This window comes from Streptomyces sp. NPDC030245 (assembly GCF_055572995.1).
In genome coordinates, this window is record NZ_JBVICF010000012.1 from 22,025 (window position 1) to 42,943 (window position 20,919).

21 protein-coding genes are annotated in these 20,919 nt (G+C 70.5%); 5 read left to right on the forward strand and 16 right to left on the reverse strand.

The window, feature by feature from the left end:
- Positions 1-81 precede the first annotated feature (81 nt).
- Positions 82-1,317, forward strand: a complete 1,236-nt coding sequence (locus ACZ4Z4_RS28930; protein ID WP_468333578.1) for an aminotransferase-like domain-containing protein — start codon at positions 82-84, stop codon at positions 1,315-1,317.
- Here ACZ4Z4_RS28930 and argS read toward each other — a convergent pair.
- Positions 1,295-3,055, reverse strand: a complete 1,761-nt coding sequence (gene argS, locus ACZ4Z4_RS28935; RefSeq protein WP_468333580.1) for an arginine--tRNA ligase — start codon at positions 3,053-3,055, stop codon at positions 1,295-1,297. The genes ACZ4Z4_RS28930 and argS overlap by 23 nt on opposite strands.
- Positions 3,056-3,201: 146 nt before the next feature.
- Between argS and lysS the strand changes: the two genes are divergently transcribed.
- Positions 3,202-4,983, forward strand: coding sequence for a lysine--tRNA ligase (gene lysS, locus ACZ4Z4_RS28940; protein ID WP_468333583.1), 1,782 nt, complete (start codon positions 3,202-3,204; stop codon positions 4,981-4,983).
- A gap of 133 nt (positions 4,984-5,116) precedes the next feature.
- The gene (locus ACZ4Z4_RS28945) at positions 5,117-5,326 is read left to right on the forward strand and encodes a hypothetical protein (RefSeq protein WP_468333586.1); all 210 of its coding nucleotides are present in this window, start codon (positions 5,117-5,119) and stop codon (positions 5,324-5,326) included.
- Positions 5,327-5,330: 4 nt separating this feature from the next.
- Here the strand turns inward: ACZ4Z4_RS28945 and ACZ4Z4_RS28950 are convergent, their stop codons facing one another.
- The 10 genes from ACZ4Z4_RS28950 to ACZ4Z4_RS28995 all read right to left on the reverse strand — a co-directional run bounded on the left by ACZ4Z4_RS28950 (position 5,331) and on the right by ACZ4Z4_RS28995 (position 15,741).
- Complete coding sequence (locus ACZ4Z4_RS28950) at positions 5,331-6,728, reverse strand: MFS transporter (protein WP_468333589.1); 1,398 nt, start codon at positions 6,726-6,728, stop codon at positions 5,331-5,333.
- A complete protein-coding gene (locus tag ACZ4Z4_RS28955; protein ID WP_468333591.1) occupies positions 6,725-7,717 on the reverse strand; it encodes a hypothetical protein in 993 nt (330 codons plus the stop codon). Before ACZ4Z4_RS28955 ends, ACZ4Z4_RS28950 begins: the two co-directional genes overlap by 4 nt.
- A complete protein-coding gene (locus ACZ4Z4_RS28960) occupies positions 7,704-8,033 on the reverse strand; it encodes a darcynin family protein (protein ID WP_468333594.1) in 330 nt (109 codons plus the stop codon). The genes ACZ4Z4_RS28955 and ACZ4Z4_RS28960 overlap by 14 nt, the downstream gene beginning before the upstream one ends.
- 2 nt (positions 8,034-8,035) lie before the next feature.
- Positions 8,036-8,950 (reverse strand): TauD/TfdA family dioxygenase, encoded by a 915-nt coding sequence (locus tag ACZ4Z4_RS28965; RefSeq protein ID WP_468333597.1) that lies wholly within the window; start codon positions 8,948-8,950, stop codon positions 8,036-8,038.
- A 148-nt stretch (positions 8,951-9,098) separates the two neighbouring features.
- Positions 9,099-10,664: an AMP-binding protein gene (locus ACZ4Z4_RS28970; protein WP_468333600.1), complete on the reverse strand. Its 1,566-nt coding sequence runs from the start codon at positions 10,662-10,664 to the stop codon at positions 9,099-9,101.
- Positions 10,661-11,335, reverse strand: coding sequence for a thermostable hemolysin (locus ACZ4Z4_RS28975; RefSeq protein ID WP_468333603.1), 675 nt, complete (start codon positions 11,333-11,335; stop codon positions 10,661-10,663). Before ACZ4Z4_RS28975 ends, ACZ4Z4_RS28970 begins: the two co-directional genes overlap by 4 nt.
- Before the next feature lie 152 nt (positions 11,336-11,487).
- Positions 11,488-12,210, reverse strand: a complete 723-nt coding sequence (locus ACZ4Z4_RS28980) for a TetR/AcrR family transcriptional regulator (RefSeq protein ID WP_468333606.1) — start codon at positions 12,208-12,210, stop codon at positions 11,488-11,490.
- A gap of 111 nt (positions 12,211-12,321) precedes the next feature.
- Positions 12,322-13,611: a DUF2637 domain-containing protein gene (locus tag ACZ4Z4_RS28985; RefSeq protein WP_468333609.1), complete on the reverse strand. Its 1,290-nt coding sequence runs from the start codon at positions 13,609-13,611 to the stop codon at positions 12,322-12,324.
- 159 nt (positions 13,612-13,770) lie between these two features.
- Positions 13,771-14,697, reverse strand: coding sequence for a DUF3558 domain-containing protein (locus ACZ4Z4_RS28990; RefSeq protein ID WP_468333611.1), 927 nt, complete (start codon positions 14,695-14,697; stop codon positions 13,771-13,773).
- A gap of 144 nt (positions 14,698-14,841) precedes the next feature.
- Positions 14,842-15,741, reverse strand: a complete 900-nt coding sequence (locus tag ACZ4Z4_RS28995) for a DUF3558 domain-containing protein (protein ID WP_468333614.1) — start codon at positions 15,739-15,741, stop codon at positions 14,842-14,844.
- Positions 15,742-15,942: 201 nt separating this feature from the next.
- On the opposite strand from ACZ4Z4_RS28995, the gene ACZ4Z4_RS29000 reads away from it, so the two are divergent.
- Positions 15,943-17,136 (forward strand): RtcB family protein, encoded by a 1,194-nt coding sequence (locus tag ACZ4Z4_RS29000; RefSeq protein ID WP_468333617.1) that lies wholly within the window; start codon positions 15,943-15,945, stop codon positions 17,134-17,136.
- A 50-nt stretch (positions 17,137-17,186) separates the two neighbouring features.
- Here the strand turns inward: ACZ4Z4_RS29000 and ACZ4Z4_RS29005 are convergent, their stop codons facing one another.
- The 4 genes from ACZ4Z4_RS29005 to ACZ4Z4_RS29020 all read right to left on the reverse strand — a co-directional run bounded on the left by ACZ4Z4_RS29005 (position 17,187) and on the right by ACZ4Z4_RS29020 (position 19,630).
- Entirely contained in the window at positions 17,187-18,020 is an 834-nt protein-coding gene (locus ACZ4Z4_RS29005; RefSeq protein ID WP_468333620.1) for an LAGLIDADG family homing endonuclease, read from the reverse strand.
- A 179-nt stretch (positions 18,021-18,199) separates the two neighbouring features.
- Positions 18,200-18,409 (reverse strand): hypothetical protein, encoded by a 210-nt coding sequence (locus ACZ4Z4_RS29010; protein ID WP_468333623.1) that lies wholly within the window; start codon positions 18,407-18,409, stop codon positions 18,200-18,202.
- Positions 18,410-18,411: 2 nt separating this feature from the next.
- A complete protein-coding gene (locus ACZ4Z4_RS29015) occupies positions 18,412-19,176 on the reverse strand; it encodes an SDR family NAD(P)-dependent oxidoreductase (RefSeq protein ID WP_468333626.1) in 765 nt (254 codons plus the stop codon).
- Positions 19,177-19,294: 118 nt separating this feature from the next.
- Positions 19,295-19,630, reverse strand: coding sequence for a YnfA family protein (locus tag ACZ4Z4_RS29020; protein ID WP_362996516.1), 336 nt, complete (start codon positions 19,628-19,630; stop codon positions 19,295-19,297).
- Positions 19,631-19,875: 245 nt separating this feature from the next.
- Between ACZ4Z4_RS29020 and ACZ4Z4_RS29025 the strand changes: the two genes are divergently transcribed.
- Complete coding sequence (locus ACZ4Z4_RS29025) at positions 19,876-20,283, forward strand: hypothetical protein (protein ID WP_468333629.1); 408 nt, start codon at positions 19,876-19,878, stop codon at positions 20,281-20,283.
- 53 nt (positions 20,284-20,336) lie between these two features.
- Here ACZ4Z4_RS29025 and ACZ4Z4_RS29030 read toward each other — a convergent pair whose 3' ends face one another.
- Positions 20,337-20,867 carry a GNAT family N-acetyltransferase gene (locus tag ACZ4Z4_RS29030; RefSeq protein ID WP_468333632.1) on the reverse strand — a complete coding sequence of 177 codons (531 nt, stop codon included), beginning with the start codon at positions 20,865-20,867 and terminating at the stop codon, positions 20,337-20,339.
- Positions 20,868-20,919: the final 52 nt, after the last annotated feature.

The window sequence follows — 20,919 nt, forward strand, 5'->3', positions numbered from 1 at the left end:
GCATCCCGGAACGGCGTGTGGGGCCCGCACCCGCGTGCTTAGGGTGCGGGCACAGCAGCCAGAGCCGAAGGAGCCGCCGCCGTGACCGTCACCGAGCCCGCCCGTACCGCAGCCGCCCCCACGCCGCCGCTCGCCGCGCGCGCCGCAGCGGTCGGGGGCTCGCCCGTACGGGACATCCTCGCGGTCACCGCGCGGCCCGGAGTCATCAACTTCGCGGGCGGGCTGCCCGCCCCCGGCCTCTTCGACGGCGACGGCGTCGCGGCCGCCTTCCGCGCGGTCCTCGAAGAGGTGCCGGAGCGGGCGTTGCAGTACTCGACGACCGAGGGCGAGCCCGCGCTGCGTACCGCCGTCGCCGCGCGGGCGGCCGTCCGCGGTCTGCCGACCGACGCCGACGACGTGCTCGTCACCACCGGATCCCAGCAGGCGCTCTCGCTCCTCGCGACCGCGCTGATCGAGCCGGGCGACACCGTCCTCGTCGAGAACCCCTGCTATCTGGCGGCACTTCAGGCCTTCGCCTTCGCGGGCGCGCGCGTGCTGCCCGTGCCCTGCGACGAGTCCGGCATCGACCCGGCGGCCCTCGACGAACTCGTCGCCCTGCACCGCCCCAAGCTGCTCTACACCGTCCCCACCTTCCAGAACCCGACCGGCCGCACCCTGCCCGCCGACCGGCGCGCGGCGATCGCCGAGGTCGCCGGGCGGCGCGGGCTGTGGATCGTCGAGGACGACCCGTACGGCGAGCTGCGTTTCGAGGGCGAGCGCGCGCCGTGGATCGCCACGTACCCCGGCGCCGCCGACCGCACCGTCCTGCTCTCCAGCTTCTCCAAGGTGATGGCGCCGGGGTTGCGGCTCGGCTGGCTGCGCGCGCCCGCCGCGCTGCTGCGGGCCTGCGCCGTCGCCAAGCAGGCCGCGGACCTGCACACGCCCACCGTCAACCAGCTCGCCGCGGCGCGCTACCTCGCCGACCGGGACCTGGACGCGCACGTCGCCCGCGTCGCGGGCGTCTACCGCGACCGCCGGGACGCGCTGCTCGCCGGCCTCGCCGACGCGCTGCCGGAGGGCTCCCGGTGGCTCCGGCCGGAGGGCGGCATGTTCGTGTGGGCGAAGCTGCCCGGCGGGTACGACACGACGGAGCTGCTGCGGACGGTCGTCACGCACGATGTGGCGTATGTGCCGGGGGCGCCGTTCTTCGCGGGGGAGCCGGATGTGTCCACCTTGCGGCTCTGCTTCGTGACGCAGTCCCCCGACGAGATCGCCGAGGGACTGCGCAGGCTCGGAGCCGGGCTCCGCGGCGGGTTCAGAGGCGCTCGGGCGTCCTGATGCCGAGCAGCGCCATGCCCTGGTGCAGCGTCCGCGCCGTGATGTCGCACAGGAACAGCCGGTTCTCGACCTGCGCCGGGGAGTCCGCCTTCAGGACCGGGCACTTGTCGTAGAACGACGTGTACAGCGACGCCAGCTGGTAGAGGTACGCGGCCAGCTTGTGCGGCGCGTACTCCGCGGCGGCGTCCGCGACCGTGTCGCCGAACGCGTCCAGGTGGAGGCCCAATGCGCGCTCCGCCGGGGCGAGTTCGAGCTCGGGGTGGGCGGCGGGGCCCGTCTCCGCGCCCGCCTTGCGCAGGATCGACTGGATGCGCGCGTACGCGTACTGGAGGTAGACGGACGTGTCGCCGTTCAGGGACACCATCTGGTCGAGGTCGAACTTGTAGTCACGGTTCGCCGACGTCGACAGGTCCGCGTACTTCACGGCGCCGATGCCGACCTGGAACGCCCGCTCCTGGATCTCCTCCTCGGTGAGGTCCCGCGCCTTCTCCCGCACGACCTCGGCGGCGCGCTGCACCGCCTCGTCCAGCAGGTCCTCCAGGCGCACTGTCTCGCCCTCACGCGTCTTGAACGGCTTGCCGTCCGCGCCGAGCACCGTGCCGTAGCCCATGTTGTGCGCGGTGACGTCGTCGTTCAGCCAGCCCATCCGGCGGGCCGCCTCGAAGACCATCTTGAAGTGCAGCGACTGGCGCACGTCCACCACGTACAGCAGCGTCGTGGCGTGCAGGCCGACGACGCGGTCGCGGATCGCGGAGAGGTCGGAGGCCGCGTAGCCGAAGCCGCCGTCGGCCTTCTGCACGATCAGCGGGACCGGCTGGTCGTCCTTGCCCTTGATGTCGTCGAAGAACACGACGAGCGCGCCCTCCGAGCGGACCGCGACACCCGACTCCTCCAGGAGCCGCGCCGTCTCGGCCATCATGTCGTTGTACGCGGACTCGCCGACGATCTCCTCGTCGCGGACCTCCATGTCCAGCTTCTCGAAGACCGAGTAGAAGTAGACCTTCGACTCGTCGACGAACCGCTGCCACAGCTCCAGGGTCTCCTTGTCGCCGGACTGAAGGGCGACGACCCGCTTGCGGGCCCGCTCCTTGAACTGCTCGTCCGTGTCGAAGACCGCGCGCGACGCCTTGTAGATCCGGTTCAGGTTCGACATGGCCTGCTCGCCGTCGACCTCGTCGGCCGGGGCCAGCTCGCCAGGGTTCTCGATCAGGTACTGGATGAGCATGCCGAACTGGGTGCCCCAGTCGCCGATGTGGTGGCGGCCGATCGTCTTCTCGCCCGTGAAGTCCAGCATGTGGCGCAGGGCGTCACCGATGACGGCGGAGCGCAGGTGGCCGACGTGCATCTCCTTCGCCACGTTCGGCTGGGCGTAGTCGATCACCGTCGTGCCCGCGTGCGGGTTCAGCGGGACGCCGAGCCGGTCGCCGTCCGCGGCGCGGGCCGCTAGCGTCTCGACGATCGCCTTGTCGGTGACCGTCACGTTCAGGAAGCCGGGGCCCGACACCTCGACGTCGGCCAGCAGATCACCGGCGGTGATCTTCTCGACGACCTGGGTGGCCAGCTCGCGCGGGTTCGCCTTGGCCTTCTTCGCGAGCGCCAGGATGCCGTTGGCCTGGAAGTCCGCCCGGTCGCTTCGTCGCAGCAGCGGGTCGGCGGCGCCGGCCTCCGGCAGGGCAGCCGAGAGGGCGTCCGCGAGGCGCTGGTGGACGGAGGCGGTGAGGGACGTGACCGAGGCCATGGATGGGTGCCGTTCTGCTCGGGTGCCTGGGTGTGCTGAAGCTACGAAAACCGAGTATCCCACGCGGTGAAAAGCGGTTTTCGCGGTTACGGGGCGACCTGGGAGAATGGCTCCGACAAGCGGTACTCACGTAGAAGAGGAAAGGCGTGCCGATCGTGGCTCAGAGCACCGATACCACCGACTGGGTCTCCCGCTATGCGGACGAGGTCATCGCCGAGTCGGAGCGTCGTGCCCCGGGCGCGAAACACGATGGCGCGGCCGCGCCGGTGGTCGTCGTCGCCTCCGGACTCTCCCCCTCGGGCCCCATCCACCTGGGCAACCTCCGCGAGGTCATGACCCCGCACCTGGTCGCCGACGAGATCCGCCGCCGCGGGTACCAGGTCCGCCACCTGATCTCCTGGGACGACTACGACCGGTACCGCAAGGTCCCGGCCGGTGTCCCCGGCATCGACGAGTCCTGGGCCGAGCACATCGGCAAGCCGCTGACCTCCGTGCCCGCCCCCGCCGGGTCCGCGTACCCGAACTGGGCCGAGCACTTCAAGGCCGCGATGGCCGAGGCGCTCACCGAGCTCGGCGTCGAGTACGACCCGATCAGCCAGACCGAGCAGTACACGTCGGGTGCCTACCGCGAGCAGATCCTGCACGCCATGAAGCACCGCGCCGACATCGACGCGATCCTCGACCAGTACCGCACCAAGAAGGACCCCACCAAGGCCGGCAAGGGCAAGCAGCAGCAGAAGCCCGTCGACGAGGCCGAGCTGGAGGCCGCCGAGGGCTCCGGCGCGGCCTCCGAGGACGACGGCAGCGGCGGCAGCGGCGGGTACTACCCGTACAAGCCCTACTGCGGACAGTGCGAGAAGGACCTGACCACCGTCGTCTCGTACGACGACGAGACCACCGAGCTCGTCTACACCTGCACGGCGTGCGGCTTCGGCGAGACCGTCCTGCTCAGCGAGTTCAACCGCGGCAAGCTGGTCTGGAAGGTCGACTGGCCCATGCGCTGGGCGTACGAGGGCGTCGTCTTCGAGCCGTCCGGCGTGGACCACTCCTCGCCCGGCTCGTCCTTCGTCGTCGGCGGCCAGATCGTCCGGCAGATCTTCGACGGCGTGCAGCCCATCGGCCCCATGTACGCCTTCGTCGGCATCTCCGGCATGGCGAAGATGTCGTCCTCCAAGGGCGGCGTGCCGACCCCGGCCGACGCCCTGAAGATCATGGAGGCGCCGCTGCTGCGCTGGCTGTACGCGCGCCGCAGGCCCAACCAGTCCTTCAAGATCGCCTTCGACCAGGAGATCCAGCGGCTCTACGACGAGTGGGACAAGCTGGAGGCGAAGGTCGCCGACGGCTCGGCGCTGCCCGCCGACGCCGCCGCGCACTCCCGCGCGGTGCGCACCGCCGCCGGTGAGCTGCCGCGGACCCCGCGCCCGCTGCCGTACCGCACGCTGGCCTCCGTCGCCGACATCACCGCGGGCGCCGAGGACCAGACCCTGCGCATCCTGCGCGACCTCGACCCGTCCGACCCGATCACGTCCCTCGACGAGACCAGGCCGCGCCTGGACCGCGCCGAGAACTGGATCACCACCCAGGTCCCGGCCGAGGCCCGCACCATCGTCCGCTCCGAGCCGGACACCGAGCTGCTCGGCTCGCTGGACGACGCGGGCCGCGAATCCCTGCGCCTCCTCCTGGAGGGCCTGGACTCGCACTGGTCCCTCGACGGCCTCACCCACCTCGTCTACGGCGTGCCGAAGGTGCAGGCGGGCTTCTCCGCGGACGCCACGGCGAAGGAGCTCCCGCCGGAGATCAAGGTCGCCCAGCGCTCGTTCTTCGCGCTGCTGTACCGCCTCCTCGTCACCCGCGAGACCGGCCCGCGCCTGCCCACGCTGCTCCTCGCCGTCGGCGCGGACCGTGTGCGCAAGCTGCTTGCCGCCTAGCGCCTCAGTGAGACAGCAAGGCCCCGTTCCAGCCGGAACGGGGCCTTCGCCGTGCGCGGTGCATCCTTCGGACTACCGCGGATTCGGCCGCAGGCAGGACGTGCTCCCCGAAACCGTGGCCGATCGTGGACGTATGAGAGAGATCATCGCCATCGTCGGCTGGGTCGTGGGAATTCAGGGCGGCCTGGGCGTCGCCGGACGGATGTTCGGCGACGGCCCCTGGGGCATGCTGCACAAGTGGTGGGACGTGCCCACACCGCTGTACGCCGTGCTCTTCGTGGTCGGCGCGGGACTCGCCCTCTACGGGGAGACGTCGAAACATCGGCGCAAGGTCCGCGCCTGACGGATCAGGCGGCCGTCGCGCGCCGGCGGGGCGCGGACAGGGCCGGCAGCAGGACGGTGACCGCGGCCACGGCCGCCAGGACCCAGAAGGCCCGGTCGCCGTCGTGCGACGACGAGGTGGCGACCGCCGCGGACAGCGCCGCGATGCCGTTGACCCCCGCCGCCGAGCCGATGTTGCGCAGCATCGTCGCCGCCGACGTCGCCACGCCGAGCTGCGCGGGCGGCAACTGGTCCTGGATCAGGGCGAGCGTCGCCGCCGTGACCGCGCCCGTGCCGACGCCCGCCAGCAGCCCCGCGAGCCACGGGAGTTGACCCGTGGCGCTGAGGGCGGCGCTGCCGAGGAGCGCGAGCGCGCCCGCGACCATCGAAGGACGGTAGCCGCGTTCGGCGATCAGCCCGCCCGTCACCGCGCTGCCCGCCACCCAGCCGAGCGCCGAGAGGCCGACGACCACGGCGACCCCCGCGGTGGACATGCCGCGCTCGGCGAGCCGGACGGGCAGCACGGTCACCGTGGCGTACATGACCACGCACGCGCCGACGGTGGCGAGCGCCGCCCCCGCCGACGGCGTCCGGGCGAACATCTGCCGCGGCACGAGGCTGCCGCCGAACCGGCGCACCAGCGCCAGGGCCACCAGACCCACGGCCACCGCGGCCGCCCCACCGGCCCTCCCGATGCCGAGCGAACCGCCCTGCAAACCGCAGAGGAACAGCGCCGAGCCGCCCGTGACCAGGGCATACTCCCCGACCGGGAAACCCTTGCGGGACTCCGCGCCGCCCTGCGCCGCGGCCCGTCGCGGCAGCGCCACGGCGATCGCGACGACGACCAGCACACACAGCGGCACGTTGACGAGGAACACCCAGCGCCACCCCCACGCCTCGGTGAGGCTCGCGCCGACGACGGGTCCGAGGACCGCCGCCACGCCCCACACCATGCTCAGCATGGACTGCGCCTTGGCGCGCCGCTCGGGCCCGAAGACCCGGCCGACGATGACGTAGCTCGACACGACGATCGCCCCGGCGGTCAGCCCGTGCAGGACGCGCGCCGCGACCAGCACCCCGAAGGAGCCGGCGAGGCCCGCGACGACGGACGCGGCGAGGAAGACCACGGTCGCGCCGATGGCGAGCACCCGGTCGTCGAGCCGGTCGGAGACCCAGCCCGCGAGCGGCGTGCCCGCGACCTGGGCCAGCATGAACCCGGAGACCAGCCAGGCGTACCCGCCGCCGGAGCCGCCGCCGACGTCCGCGAGGACGCTGGGCAGCACCGTGCCCATCACGGTGGCGTCCATGGCCGCGAGCAGCAGGGCGAGCACGGCCGCCGCCACCGCGACGCGGCCCGTGGCGGCGGCGCGGCCCGCCGCCCCGGCCCGCGGCGCGGCGTCCGTGCCCACCGTCGACGACGTCACTGGGGAGCCCCGACGAGCGGCGGGACCGGCGCGGTCAGCGGTCCGATGCCCGCCGCGTGGACGCGCCCGGTGCCGGAGAACGCGGTGATCATGTCGCTGAGTTCCGCGTCGAGGATCTCGTCGACGGTGTGCAGCGTCCCGTCGGGCGCGAAGACCTTGGAGCCGAACGCCTTGGTCATCTCCAGCTGCACGGCGGCGGCCGGGTTGCCCGTCACGAAGTCGACGCCGAGGATCCGCTCGGTGGCCGACTGGAAGGAGTCGGCGAGCTTCCGGTTCAACTCCTCGATCTGATCGAGCAGTTCGCGGACGCGGGCCTGCTGCGGGGCGGTGAGAGCCGGGTAGATCAGCTTCATGGCGACGTGGTCGATCTTCACGTGCCGGGCCTCGTCCAGGCCGTGGGTGTGCAGCAGCCGGGTGAAGAACCGCTCGCGCCCCGGGTCGAGGGCGTCGGCGCGGTGCTCGAAGACGGTGATGACCGATTCACCGACATACGCCGAGCAGCACAGGGCGACCAGCTTCACGTACGGGTGGTCGTCGGTGCGGAAGACGTCGAGGCGTTCGTCGAACAGCGCCTTGTCGACCCGCGGTTCGCTGCCGGACAGTGCCCGCACGTACCGGTAGAAGGTGTTCGCGTGCTGGATCTCCTCGGCCGCGAAGCACGACAGGGCGTGGTGCAGCTCGTGGCCGACGTTGACCGCGTCCCGCAGGTCGTGCAGCTCGCCCATGACCATGGCCATGACGGTGCTCACATGCCGTTCGATCTCGGCGAGCTGGGCGAGTTCCTTGGTGAGGTAGGCGACGGCCTGCTCCTCGTGGCCCGGTTCGCCGTACGCGACGGTGGAGACGTACGCCAGCTCCTCGGGGGTGCGTGCCTCCGCCCAGTCGAAGGCGCCCGGGTGGAACGTGTTGATGTGGGCGAGCCGGGTCACCGAGGCCAGCTCGGCACGGACGGCGTCCGCGATGGCGTCGAACTGGTCAGGCGTGGTCATTCTCGTACTCCTTGTAGCCGTCCTGGATACCGATGGAAATGTCGTGGAGGCGCACCCAGCCGTGGGCGATGAAGTCGCTGTCGCGGAGCTTCTCGATGAAGTAGTAGTAGGACGTGAGGTCGTCGGTCTCCACGAACAGGAAGTCCGAGTAGTCGGTGGAGAAGGCCTCCGCGTCGAAGTGCCGCACGGACAGCTTGTCGGCGAAGGGCCCGACGATCTCCTTCTGGAAGACCTGCTCGTTGGCGTTGCGCTCGTCCCTGCTGAGCCGCAGCCACGACGCGTCGAATTCGTAGCGGATGACGATGCCGTACTTCATGGTCAGCTCCTGGCGTAGCTCTGGGCGTTGAGGATGGTGCGGTCCGGGTCGGTGATGGCCCTGCGGCCGTGCATCACACGGGAGTTGTCGATGAGGACGATGTCGCCGTCCTCCCAGGCGACCTCCTCGGTGACGGCCTCGGTGACCTCGGTGTACTCGGCGATCACGTCGTCGGGGATCGGGGAGCCGTCGGCGAAGCGGATCTCGGGGGCCTCGTAGTTGAAGGAGGGGCCAAGCAGGCTGTTGGCCCACGCGGTGCGGGTCGACCAGCGGGTGGGGTGGGCGACGTACACCGTGTACGTGTAGGTCAGGCTGCCGTCCGCCTCCTCGGTGAAGGTCGCGTCGGCGCCGTCGTTCGCCAGCGCGTAGAGGCTGGACACCTCCATCTGGCTCGGGTGCAGACCACCGCCGGCGAGGTGCGCGGCGAGCCGCTGCCACATCTCCTTGGGGACGTTGCGCGTGTACTTCACCGGCTGGGCGGTGAACAGCTTCCGCGACCGTTCGGAGAGGGCGTCCCAGACCCGGAACCCGTCGCAGACGGTCGTCTCCGAGCCGGACCGTGCCGCCTTGACGCAGTGGAACCAGAGCAGGTCGGGGGCGAACGGCGTCGCCCCGTTCTCCAGGTGCAGCCCGATCGGGTCGTGCCCGGAGTCGACCTTCTGGGCGGCGTCGCCGTGGAAGGTGCGGGCCGGGTCGAGCGTCGTACGGGAGCTGTAGCGCCGCACGAGTTCGTTGAACTCCTCGACACCCGGGTCGAAGCCGCGGATGAGGAGGTGGCCCGCGTCGGCGAGGAGCTGGTCGAGACCGGCGTCGTACAGCTCGGCGAAGCCGGCCGCGGGGTCGGACGGATTGATCATCATGCCGTCGCCGTCACCGATGGAGGTCAGGCGAAGGGCGTTGCGGGTGGGTATTGCCATGGAAAGTGATCCCCCTGTTGATCAGTTGCTGGGTGCTCGGCGGTGCTGTGTTCGGCCGCGCTGTGTTCGGCCGACGCGGCCGAGCGGTCGAGCCGAGCGGCCGATGCCTGGTGAGCCGAGCGGCCGATGCCGAGCGGTTCGGATGCGCTCAGCCGCGCGGGGCGGGAGCGGTGCCCGCCACGAAGTCGTCGAAGATGAGCTGCCGCCGCGGGCGGCCGGTGACGGTGAAGTACTTGGCGCGGAAGGCGCGGTCGTCCGGCACGACGACGAACGTCTCGGGCCGGTCGGTCTCGGCGAGGTGCGCCTGTGCGTACGCACGGGCCTGTTCCCGCGCGGTCTCCGCCGCCACGTCGCCGGGTGTGACGAGGACCGCGGCCAGGTGCTCCATGCCGTCGCCGAACACGACGGCGTCGACGACGGACGGGCAGCTGCGCAGATTCCCCTCGACCCACTCCGGAGAAACGTTTCTGCCGTGGCTGGTGATGATCACGTTCTTCAGCCGGCCGAGGATCCGGATGTACCCGTCCTCGTCGATCTCGGCCCGGTCCCCCGTGTGCAGCCAGCCCTCCGCGTCCACGGGACGGCTGGTCGGGTCCTCCACGGTGTACCCCGCGAACAGCGACGTCGACGAGACCAGAAGCTCCCCCTCCGCCGAGAGCTTCACCCGGCAGTGCGGCAGCGGCCTGCCCACCGTGCCCGGCCGCCAGTGCTCGGGCGTGTTCCAGGACACCACCGAGCTGTTCTCCGAGAGGCCGTACCCCTCGTGCACCCGCAACCCCGCCGCGTCCAGACGCAGTTGCGCCGCTACGTCGACGGGCGCGCCCCCGGCCATCAGGAACGGCCGCTGTCCCGCCCCGAGCAGCGAGTCGGCGTCCGCGCTCGTGCCCGTCTTCGTGCCCTGCCCGCGGACCGCCTTGTCGAGGGCGCTCACCGCGGCCGGCGGCAGCACCGCGGCGGTCGGGCGTGCCGCCCGCAGCCACGTCACGACGTCGTCGGCGCGGGACCCGGCGGTGCCGAGGAGCGCGGCCGAGTCCGGCAGCAGGATCATCCGGCCGCCGCTGAGGAGCGGCAGGTACACCGCGGTGACCTGCTCGATCAGCAGACTGAACGGCACGAGCGACAGATAGCGCGCGTACACGCCGGACGGGGACACGGAGTGCAGCGACTCCAGCAGGGCGCCGAGGGCCCCGGCGCGGATCTTCACGCCCTTGGGCGTCCCGGTGGTCCCCGACGTATGGATGACCTTGATGATGCGCTCGTCGGAGGGCGCGGGCAGCAGCTGGGGATCGGTGTGGGCCCTGCCCGGGTGGTCACCGATCGGGACGATCGTGAGCCCTTCGGCGAGGCCCCACTCGTGCAGCTTGCGGACCCCGGCCTCGTCGGCCAGGCACAGGTGGACCTCGCGCAGCAGCGACGCGGCCTGCCCGGCGGAGAACGCCAGCGGCACCGGCACCTCCACCAGACCGCCCAGCAGGAGCGCCAGGTCGGCGGCGACCCACTCGGGTCCGTTGCCCGCGACGAGACCGATCCGGGCGCCTGCCGGGGTGGCGTACGGGCTGTCCGGCTCGGACAGGGAGCGGTGAAGTGCCGCCGCCCAGCGGGCCATGCGGTCGTAGGTGTACGTCTCGGCGGTCGAACCGTCCGCGGCGAGCCGCTCGACCAGGACTCGGTCGCGGTGTTCGGCGGCCAGCAGACTGTCCCGCACGGCCTTCATCGGGCGTCCACCCCCTGCCCGGCCCCGGCCAGCGCGCTCTCCTGCCCCCAGGTGACGGCGAGGTGGTAGCCCGCGCCCGCCTGCCGGCCGAGACCCGCGTCGAAGGCGCGCAGGTCCACATAGCCGGCGACCGGAGCGGTGTCGTAGTACGTCCCCCAGTTCCCGCGCTGCTCCGGCGGCAGGGAGTCCTCGCGGGCCTCCGCCACACCGGTGAACCGGATGCCGATGCGGGCCAGCATCCGCGCGAGCGGGGCGGTGACCGTGCACAGCAGGTACGAGGCGCCGTTGCACCAGACCAGGGCCGGCACCATCCGGATCAGCTCGCGGCCGGCCCCCGCCTCGCGTGAGGCGAGCGGGCCCACCTCGATCAGGTCGGCGGGCCGGCACTTCTCTCCCGACCGCTCGGCGAGCAGGTCCGTCACCGGGCCGCCGAGGTAACTCTCGATCAGCAGGTCCTTGGTGCCCCCGTAGGTCAGACCCGCACACGCCAGCGGGACCGGGCCCTTGTCACCCTCCGGCCCCTTGTCGTCCTCCGGGTCCGCGCACAGAGCGATGTAGCAGTCCGGCGACGGCTCGATCCGCGCCTGGTAGTCGCGCGCGTAACGATCCTTCGCGAGATCGGTGCACGCCTGCCACAGCTCGCTGCCGCGGCGGGCGATGTTGATGCGCATAGCCCCTCCATTCGCATCTGCCCAGCCCGGCGGCTGAGCACGACTCAATTATTGACTACTGGTCGTTTTTTGACGCCCAGTTCATTTAATGAGTCGGCAAAGAGATGGTCAGCGCTTGGTGGGCACCGATCTGTCGGTGGTCGAGCGGCGGGTCAGCGGTCCGTCTCGTAGTCGCGGGTGATGTCGCCGACGATGTCGACGACGACCTTGTGGATCTCCACCAGCTCCGCCTTGTCCAGCTTCGGCCAGCCGAGGCCGCCCATCATCGACGCCATGACGGCGAGCCGGCCGTCCAGGTGCTCCTCCTCGGCCCACAGGAAGCGGCGGGAGAGCAGATGCATCGCCGCGTAGCCGAGGATGTAGGCGCGCAGGGCGTCCACCGCCACGCCGGTCGGCACGTCGGGATTGCTGTACGCCCCGTCCGTCACCGTGCGCTGCACGGCGAAGCCGACCACCTGCGCCATCTGGGACTCGACCAGGTCGCGCCGGGTCATCCGGTCCTCGGACGCCGTCCGGCAGACCGCGTCCGTGCGCGCGGTGATGCTGCACTCGAACAGCACCGGGGCCACCACCGCGTGGTGCAGATACGCGAACGCCATGCCGTAGAGCGCCCGGACCCCGCTCCACGGCAGGTCCGCGATGGCCTGGAAATAGCGCAGCTGGCGGCGCGCGCTCTCGGCGGAGAGCTCGATGAGCAGGTCCTCGCGGCACGCGAAGTGGTTGTAGACCGTGCCCTTCGAGTAACCCGCCTCCTGGGCGAGCTTCCCCAGGGTCAGGTTGTGGAAGCCGTCCCTGCTGATCATGTCCAGCGCCAGGCGCACGAGCGCCTGGTCGCGCTCTGCTACTTCTCGTGTCTTCCTCTGGGATGTCCGCATGGGGAAATTATGGGTGACCGTTGGTCGAGAATCGACCCTTAGTCAAAACTTCACGGCACCTGTACATGCCCGGTGGTGCTGTACATGCCCCAGCAGTCCCACGTGGTCGTCCTACGCGATGTGGTCTTCCACGAACTCGTTCTCCAGGCGGGCCGAGAAGCGGTCCATGTAGTTGTTCAGCTCGCGCGACTGGAGACGCAGGCCGAAGGCCGCCTCCGCGTTCGCCGCGAACGCACCGGGAGTCGGCATGCCCTCACCCTCTATCGAGTGCCGGAACACCTGGTACAGGTCCTCGTCGGAAGGGGCGGGAGCGTGAGCGGGGTCCGGGACGGTGCCGGCCTCCTGCTGCGCTGCGCCGTCACCGAGCGGACGGGTGCCGCCCGCACCGTTCGGCACGGGGAACTCCTGCTCCTGTCCCTGCCCCTGCTGCTGTTCCTGTACCTGCTGGCGCTCCTGCTCGGCGTACCACTCGTCGTACGGAGCCACGGGCGCGTACGACGCGTTGTGCGCCGCGAACCAGGGGCTCGCGTGGTTGGCCACCGGGAGCGTCTCCTCCGGGCGCTGCGGCTCCGGATCCTGGACGGGCTCTGCGTCGGCCTGGGGGTCGGGCTCGGGCTCGGGGGCGGGCGCGGCGGACAGCTGCGGCTGCTGCGGCTCACCGACGGCCTTCACCGTCGAGACCGGGGAGCCCGCCGTCGCGGGCGCCGGCGGCAGCAGCACCGGCTCGATGCCCGCCGCCGCGAGCCCCGCCGGAGCGGTCTCCGCGAGAGGAACGCCATAGCGCGCGAGACGCAGCGGCATCAGCGACTCGACCGGCGCCTTGCGCCGCCAGGAACGCCCGAACCGGGCCTGGAGGCGCGCCTGGTAGACGAGACGCTCCTGTTCCAGCTTGATGACCTGCTCGTAGGAGCGCAGCTCCCACAGCTTCATCCGGCGCCACAGCTTGAAGGTGGGCACCGGGGAGAGCAGCCAGCGGGTCAGGCGCACGCCCTCCATGTGCTTGTCGGCGGTGATGTCCGCGATCCGGCCCACCGCGTGCCGCGCCGCCTCGACGGCGACCACGAACAGCACCGGGATCACCGCGTGCATGGCGACACCGAGCGGATCGCCCCAGCTGGAGGCGGCGTTGAAGAGGATCGTGCCCGCCGTGAGCAGCCACGCGGTCTGCCGCAGCAGCGGGAAGGGGATGCGCAGCCAGGTCAGCAGGAGATCGAGGGCGAGCAGCACGCAGATGCCCGCGTCGATGCCGATGGGGAAGACCGCGGAGAACTCGCCGAAGCCCTTCTTCTCGGCGAGCTCGCGCACCGCCGCGTACGACCCGGCGAAGCCGATCCCGGCGATGACGACCGCTCCCGCGACGACCACCCCGATGAGTATCCGGTGCGTGCGTGTCAGCTGCATCGCGGCCACCCGCGAACCCCTCCCTGTTCAAGTCCCTGATTCAAGGCCTGTGTCGGCTTGTCTGCGAGCGACAGCCTGGCACACGTGTGCGGAACGCCGTGTGCCGGTACGCCAGAAGCCCGGCCCCCCGGGGCCGGGCTCCTGCGACGTGGCTGCTCGTCAGGCCTTGCTGCTGCTCTTCTTCTTGGCCGTGGTCGCACTGTCGTCGGACTTGTCGTCGCCGGACTTCGAGTCGTCGGACTTGCTGTCGTCGCTCTTCGAGTCCTCGGACTTCGGTTCGTCGCCCTTCGGCTTCTCGCTCGGGTCGGACGACGCCTTGCCGCCACCCTTGCCGCCGTCGCCCTCGTTGGCGGCCACGACCGCCTCGGCGGCCTCCTTCGCCGCCTTCTGCGCGTCCTTGCCCAGATCGCCGGCGTCCGGGGTCTTGTCGCCCGCGAGGCCCGCGCCGTTGTAGTCGACGGTGATGACCGCGTTCTCCACGCGCGTCACGAACGTCTGCTGCTTGAAGGTGTCCTTGTCCTTCTTCAGGTCGTACCGCACGAGCGTCGCCTGCTGGCCGACGCCCTGCACCGGCTCCGCCTTGACGCCCTTCGCGTCCTTCGTCGCCTGGGCGTCCGCGACCTGCTTGGCGTAGCTCTCCTGGGCGCGCTTCGCACCGCTGCCGAGCGAGGGGTCCGACTCGAAACGCATCAGCGACACGCGCAGCCAGCGGAACTGCGAGCCGTCCACGCCGTTGTTGTCGAGGCTGTCCCAGGAGCAGCTGCCGCGCAGCGCCGTGTCGCTGGACGTGCCCGCCTTGCCGGACTTGTCCTTCGCCTTCGGCACCAGGTCGTCGAGCGTCTTCTTCGACAGGACCTCGCAGGGCTCCGGAAGCTTGGCGTACGCGGCCTTCTCCACGGTCGGAGCCTTGTCGCCGGCCTTGGCGGAGGCCGAGGCCTTGGCGCCCGCGTCCTTCTTGGCCCCGTCGGATCCGGAGTCGGAGCCGGAGTCGGAGGAGCAACCGGCGACGAGGATCGCCGGTACGGCGGCCGCGCAGACGAGGAGGCGGCTGCGGAGCTGTCGCTTTCGCTGTGCAGGTCGGTGCATGGTTCCTTCACTCTGTTCGTCTCGTGACGTCCAGTTCGTCTCGTGACGTCGTCGGGTCCGAGGGGCCACGGTACGCGCATGGGGCGACGGACGACTCCGCTTCACGGCAGCGGGACCCCCGTCCGCCCTCGCCCCGCCCCTCTCCTACTCGTCGAACTCCCCGGCCAGCGTGTCGGCCAGTTCCTGCGCCTTGTCCTGCATTTCCTTGCTGTCGGGGACGTCCGTGCGACGGCCGGGCTGCTCGTCGTACTCGATGGTGACGACGACGTTCGACGTGCGGAACACCACAGTCACGGTGCGGTGACGGGAGGCCGAGGCGGAGGTGGTGAGGGCGTCGTCGAGGAACGCCTCGTCGCCGAGGTCGGGGAGGGTGCGGGGCTCTAGGCCGGGGGGCGGGGTGGCGGACCGGGAGGAGTCGGCGCCGTCTCCGTCCCCGTCGCCGGCGTCAGGACTCTCCGTCTCCTTGCCCTTGTCGTCGTCCTTCTTGCCCTTGTCGTCGTCGCGCCGGGCGTTCTTCCCGCCCTGGGGCTTGTCGCCCGGCTCGGAGTCCTCGGCGGTCGGGGACGTGTCGTCCGTGGAGGAGCCGGGCGGCCGGGTGAGGCCGGCCTCGCGCAGCTTCGTCGCGTAGACCTCGGCGGCGCGGGCGTCGTCGCTGACCGTGCCGTCGTACGAGACGACGCGCTCGAAGTCGATCAGGAGGTGGTGGGAGGCCCCGGACGACTCGACCTTCCAGCGGCAGCCGACGCGCCGGTCGGTGTCGTACGTCCCCGTCGGCGTGCCCTCGTACGCCTTCTCGCGCTGCTCGGCGTCCTCCATCTCCGCGATGCCGGGCAGCATCGCGTCGAGGGTGTCGGTGTCCACCTCGCCGCAGGGCTCGGGGAGCGTGCGGTACTTGCCGGGCTGGGCGGACGCGCTGGAGGTGCCGCCGTCCCCCGGCTTGGAGTCGTCGCCCCCGGCACCGCCGGACCCGCCGGTGCAGCCGGTCAGCAGCACCGCGATGAGCGCGGCGACGCCGGGTACACAGGCCTTGGCCTTCCGCTGCACCGTGATGGCTCCTCTCACCTGGCTCTGCCTGGTTATTGGGTTGCCGCTGGTGGGCGGCCGGTGGACACAATGTGTATCGCACGCGCTGCCGTGGACGCCGGTCCGTCATCCCTTTCATTGACCTTGGCGCCGGTATTTGCGCTTCAAGGCTTGTACTTGCTTACGGTTGATTTAGGCGGTTTACGGGGGAATGAGGACGATATGTCGTACGTAGAGGTTCCTGGGGCGAAGGTGCCGATCCGGATGTGGACGGACCCGGCCACGGTCGAGGACTCGGCGATGCGCCAACTTCAGAACGTGGCGACGCTGTCCTGGATCAAGGGCCTGGCCGTCATGCCGGACGTCCACTTCGGCAAGGGCGCGACGGTCGGCTCGGTGATCGCCATGCGGGGCGCGGTCTGCCCGGCGGCGGTCGGCGTCGACATCGGCTGCGGCATGAGCGCCGTCAGGACGTCGCTCACCGCCAATGACCTGCCGGGCGACCTCTCCCGCCTGCGCTCGAAGATCGAGCAGGCGATCCCGGTGGGCCGCGCCATGCACGAGTCCCCCGTCGAGCCGGGGCGCTTCCATGGCATGGCCACGGCTGGGTGGGAGGAGTTTTGGGGGCGGTTCGAGGGGGTCGCGGAGGCGGTCAAGTTCCGCGAGGAGCGGGCGGTCAAGCAAATGGGAACGCTCGGGTCCGGCAACCATCACCTCGAAATTTCGTTCGATTCTGAAGGTGCGGTGTGGCTCACGCTCCACTCCGGATCCCGCAACATCGGCAAGGAACTCGCCGAACATCACATCGGAGTCGCGCAGAAGCTTTCGCACAACCAGGGGCTTGTCGACCGCGACCTCGCGGTCTTCGTCTCGGACACCCCGCAGATGGCGGCGTACCGGAACGATCTGTACTGGGCGCAGGAGTACGCGAAGTACAACCGATCGATCATGATGGGCCTCCTGAAGGACGTGGTCCGCAAGGAGTTCAAGAAGGCGAAGGTGACCTTCGAGCCGGAGATCAGCTGCCACCACAACTACGTGGCGGAGGAGCGGTACGAAGGTATGGATCTGCTGGTGACACGTAAGGGCGCGATCCGGGCCGGCACGGGGGACCTCGGGATCATTCCGGGCTCGATGGGTACGGCCACGTACATCGTGAAGGGACTCGGCAACGAGAAGGCGTTCAACTCCGCCTCCCACGGTGCCGGTCGGCGCATGAGCCGGGGCGCGGCCAAGCGCCGCTTCTCGACGAAGGACCTGGAGGAGCAGACGCGGGGCGTCGAGTGCCGCAAGGACTCGGGCGTCGTGGACGAGATCCCGGCGGCCTACAAGCCGATCGAGCAGGTCATGGAGCATCAGCGTGATCTGGTCGAGGTCGTGGCGAAGCTGAAGCAGGTCGTCTGCGTCAAGGGGTGAAGCACCGATGGGGCCAGGCCGTTGCCAGCCTGGCCCCACTGATCAGTTCCTCACTGATCAAGCGGCATAGGGATCTGGCCGGTGCGGAGCCGCCAGAGACGCAGATGGCAGCTCTTCTCGGTACGTCCCAGTTCCTGGGCCGCGCTGGCGGCATTGTGGGACCGGAGCAGGATCCGGTCCTCCGACTTGGACCAATACTGTTTGGTGCAGGCTGCCCTCATGTTGGCTGGACGGACCCACGAGGCCAGGGAATCAGCTCTGACCTGCTTGCGTCCGAGAGAAAGGCAGCCCGGGTAGTACAAATCTGCGACTAGCCCCTGGGCTGCTTCCTTCTCGTAGGAGACGTTGTAGATGCCGTCGCGCGTATTGCGCTTGATGATGCGCTCGACCCCTGTCAGTTGGCGTGCATAACGGCAGAGGTAGACCCCGATGGCTGTGCTTGCAGTCGTGAGTGAGACAAAGGGGAAGTCTTGGCTCGTGTAGCCGACTGAACCGTCCGCATCGATGAGGCCCCGAAGGTAGTCGCGGCGCGAGAAGTCGACGCGCGGTGGTGTGATCTTCTTGGACTTGCGTCCGTAAGGCAGACCGAGGTGGTTGATGGTCGTCCTGGCTTCCAAGGAGCACAGAGTCCAGATCGCTGAGTGGTGGGACTCAGCAAAATTCGTGGGCCGGATGCGTTCGGTCACGCTGCTGTTGTAGGGCGTCAGCTGCTTGAACCTGTACAAGAGGTCGATGTCGCGAATGCTGATCTCCACGCTCAGCTTGCCCTTCTGACCAGCTCCTTGCTGAAGGTGCCCATCGGCCTGCAAGAAGCCGAACATGTACGCGTACTCGGGCACGCGAAGGTCCATGAACTGCGGAGCGCTAGGCTCGTGTTCAGCCATGAGGAAGTCACGCCTTCCTGTGTGGTCAGGCCCTCGGCTCGGGTTGCAGCCCGGCCGGGGGCCGTCGCATGTGATGTTGTCGGGCCGAGCCTAGGCAGGCCGAACATCAACTCTCATGGCGATACGTCGCTTTCACCGATGCGGGTGACTCTCGTCCAGGGACGCCCAAGGCGGGACGCCTACTTCGCGTGGGTCACCGCGTAGATCATGATGAACGCGACGATGTGGATGCCGAAGAGGAAGTACGCCAGGTACCACCAGACCAGGCGTTCGTTCTTCGCCTCCGCGGCGAGGCTGCGGGCCTCGTGTTCGTGGGTGAGGCGTTCGAGCGGGTCGGGGGAGTCCGCCGAGTACGCGGGTCTGCCGGGGTCGTCGCCGGGGAGCGGCATCGTCAGGACTCCCTGTGGACCTTGGTGTTCGAGGCCTGGGCGCGCGGGCGGACCACCAGGAGGTCGATGTTGACGTGCGGCGGGCGGGTCACCGCCCAGGTGATCGTGTCCGCGACGTCGTCGGCGGTGAGCGGCTGCGCGACGCCCGCGTAGACCTTCGCGGCCTTCTCGGCGTCGCCGCCGAAGCGGGTCAGCGCGAACTCGTCCGTCTTGACCATGCCGGGGGCGACCTCGACGACCCGGACCGGGGTGCCGACGATCTCCAGGCGCAGGGTCTCGGCGAGTACGTGCTCGGCGTGCTTCGCGGCGACGTAGCCGCCCCCTCCCTCGTACGTGCCGTGTCCGGCGGTCGAGGAGAGGACCACCACCGTGCCGTCGCCGCTCGCGGTGAGGGCGGGGAGGAGGGCCTGGGTGACGTTGAGCGTGCCGATGACGTTCGTCTCGTACATCTGGCGCCAGTCGGCCGGGTCGCTGCTCGCCACGGGGTCCGCGCCCAGCGCGCCGCCCGCGTTGTTCACCAGGACCGCGATCTTGCGGAAGGCGGTGGCGAACTCGTCCACGGCCGCGCGGTCGGTGACGTCGAGCGCGTACGCCATCGCGTCGTGCCCGGCCTCGTTCAGCTCGGCGGCGAGCGCCTCGATGCGGTCCTTGCGGCGCGCGGTGAGGACGACGCGGTAGCCGGCGGCGGCGAGTCCGCGGGCGGTGGCGGCACCGATGCCGCTGCTCGCGCCGGTGATGATCGCGATGCGGTTGGCTGCGGCGGTCATGGGCGCTCCTCGGCAGGTGTACGGCGTACGGCGGGTTGGTCGTCGTCAGGATATGCGTGCGGTGCTGCCCGGTGCGGGGCGCGGGGGTGGGGGTGCCTGTCGGCGGGGGACGGGTGCGTCAGCGTGCTCGTGGTGCGTACATGATCACGGCCATGCCCGCGAGGCAGATCAGCGCCCCGGTCACGTCCCACCGGTCGGGCCGGTAGCCGTCCGCGACCATGCCCCAGGCGATCGAGCCCGCGACGAAGACACCGCCGTACGCGGCGAGGATGCGGCCGAACTCGGCGTCGGGCTGGAGCGTGGCCACGAAGCCGTAGACGCCGAGGGCGATGACGCCCGCGCCGATCCAGGCCCAGCCCCTGTGCTCACGCACGCCCTGCCAGACGAGCCACGCGCCGCCGATCTCGAACAGCGCGGCGAGGACGAAGAGGGCGGCGGAGCGGGCGATGAGCATGGTCAACAGGGTGGCATGCGGTGTCTTTGGGGGAGCGGAGTGGCATGTATCGGGACGGAGTGTGCTGTTTCGGTCGGTTGGTCGGTCAGTCGGTGGGTGGGGTGGGAGTGGAGGTTGCTGTGCGGGTTCCTCGTGCGGGTGTGCGTGGGCGTGTGCGGTGCCGCGGTGCGGTGCTTGTGGCGTTGGTGGCGGCTGCCGTGGGCGTGGTGCCCGGCGGTGGCGTGGGTGTGGCCGCAGGTGCGGGCGTGGCTGCCGCCGTGCCCGGCGACCGCGAAGCCGATCTCGCCCTCCACGGTGACGTGTCCGTGCACAAAGGTGTCGTACGCGTGCGGTTCGTGCCGCAGAACCACGGGCCTTCCGATCTCACCGACGCCACCGTGTACCTCCGCTGGTCGGTGCCCGTCGCGGAGCTGCGGGCGCTGCCCGGGGCGTGTCAGCGGTCGAAGGCGGGCCCGGTCCTGTGCCGGACGGGGGCGCTGGCCTCCGGGGCCAAGGGGGAGCCGGTGGAGGTCGTGGTCCGGACGGAGGGAGAGCCGGACGCGGTGAGCGTGCGGATCGGTACGGGGTGGGACGGCAAGGTCGCGGATCTGAACCCGCGCAACAACGAGCATGCGGTGCTGGCCCTCGACACCGGGGACACCTATCACTTCTGAACAGGGGCTTACTTCTGCACGGGAGGCTTACTTCTGAACCGGGGGACGTCGGGTCAGTCTCCGCTCAGGGCGAGCCGCCAGTCGTTGCACGCGTGCCAGTTGCCCTTGGGGTACTCGATCGTCGCCTCGCCGCGCAGCGTGAAGCCCGCCTTGCGGCACACCGCGTTCGACGCGCCGTGGTCCGTCGCGGGGAAGGCGTGCAGGTGCGTGTGGCGACCCGCCGCCCGTGCCTCCTCGGCGACCAGGCGTGCCGCGCCCGCGGCGACCCCCCTGCCCTGGAACTCGGGCAGGACGCCCCAGCCGGTCTCCCAGACCGGCTCGCCCTGCCAGGTCGTCTCCCAGAAGCCGATCGAGCCCGCCGTGCGCCCGTCCGCCGTGATGCGGAACATCCGGCCCTTGTCGTCGAGCCGGAGATAGCGGCGGTGGCGGTCCGCCACCTTCTCGGGGGTCTCCGGGCCGCCCAGGTGTTCCGTCATCTCCGGGGTGTTGAGCCGCAGGAGCAGGGCGAGGCCGCCGTCGTCGGTCCAGGGTTCGAGGCGGAGTGCCGGGGGCCGGTTCGGCGTCGCTGACTGTGATCGGTCCATGGCCTCACCGTAGGCGTGGGGTCTGACAAAGGGTCCCCGCGCCGGGAACAGC